This window comes from Mesorhizobium sp. M1E.F.Ca.ET.063.01.1.1, from assembly GCF_003998155.1.
Classification (GTDB): domain Bacteria; phylum Pseudomonadota; class Alphaproteobacteria; order Rhizobiales; family Rhizobiaceae; genus Mesorhizobium.
Map to the genome: position 1 here is coordinate 1 of NZ_RZSC01001217.1, position 1,104 is coordinate 1,104.

At 62.6% G+C, this 1,104-nt stretch carries 2 protein-coding genes; both read right to left on the minus strand.

Annotated features, from left to right (window positions below; all coding sequences use genetic code 11):
- On the minus strand, positions 1-924 hold a 924-nt coding region (gene nuoH / locus EOA29_RS37390; protein ID WP_127222453.1), incomplete at its 3' end, for an NADH-quinone oxidoreductase subunit NuoH.
- 2 nt (positions 925-926) lie between these two features.
- Positions 927-1,104, minus strand: a 178-nt coding sequence (locus EOA29_RS43925) for a hypothetical protein (protein WP_145970086.1), incomplete at its 5' end; no start/stop codon positions are given.

Below are 1,104 nucleotides of genomic sequence, written 5' to 3' on the forward strand. Positions count from 1 at the left end.
CGCCTTCACCATCGAGAACATGAAGAACACCAGGCAGACCTTGAGCACGAACCAGATCAATCCCGGCACCCAGGTGAAGGGCGCGAAGTTGAACGGTGGCAGCCAGCCGCCGAGGAAGAGGATGGTGGCCAGTGCGCACATCAGAACGACGGCGACGTACTCGCCCAGGAAGAAGAGCAGGAACGGCGTCGACGAATATTCAACCATGTGGCCGGCGACGAGTTCCGATTCCGCCTCCACCAGATCGAACGGCGGACGGTTCGTCTCGGCCAGCGCCGAGATGAAGAAGACGATGAACATCGGGAACAGCGACAGCCAGTGCCAGTCGAGGAAGGTGTTGGGCAGGCCGAGCCGCGTGCCCAGCCCATCCTGTTGCGCCAGCACGATGTCGGAGAGGTTGAGCGAGCCGACTGTGAGCAGAACGGTGACGATGACGAAGCCGATCGAGACCTCGTAGGACACCATCTGCGCGGCCGAGCGCAACGCGCCGAGGAACGGATATTTCGAGTTGGACGCCCAGCCGCCCATGATCACGCCATAGACTTCGAGCGAGGAGATGGCGAAGACATAGAGGATGCCGACATTGATGTTGGCGATCGCCCAGCCCTCATTGACCGGAATAACGGCCCAGGCCGAGATCGCCAGCACCGCCGACACCAGCGGCGCGAGCAGGAAGACGCCCTTGTTGGCGCCGGACGGGATCACCGGCTCCTTGAACACGAATTTCAAAAGGTCGGCGAAGGCCTGCAGCGTTCCCCAGGGGCCTACGACGTTCGGGCCGCGGCGCAGTTGCACCGCCGCCCAGATCTTGCGGTCGGCATAGAGCACATAGGCCACGAAGATCAGAAGAACGACGATCAGCGCCACCGATTTCAGAAGGATCAGCAGCGCCGGCAGCACGTAGAAGGAGAAGAAGGTGTCCATGCTTATTCCGCCGCCTGCTTGAAGCCGCTCTTGGCCAGCGCCGAGCATTCGGCCATCACGGCCGAGGCCCGCGCGATCGGGTTGGTCAGATAAAAATCCTTCACCGGCGAGGTGAAGGTGCCCTTGTTCAGCCGGCCGCCGAGCTTCGCCGCCTTGGCGATGTCGTCGGCGCTACCGGGC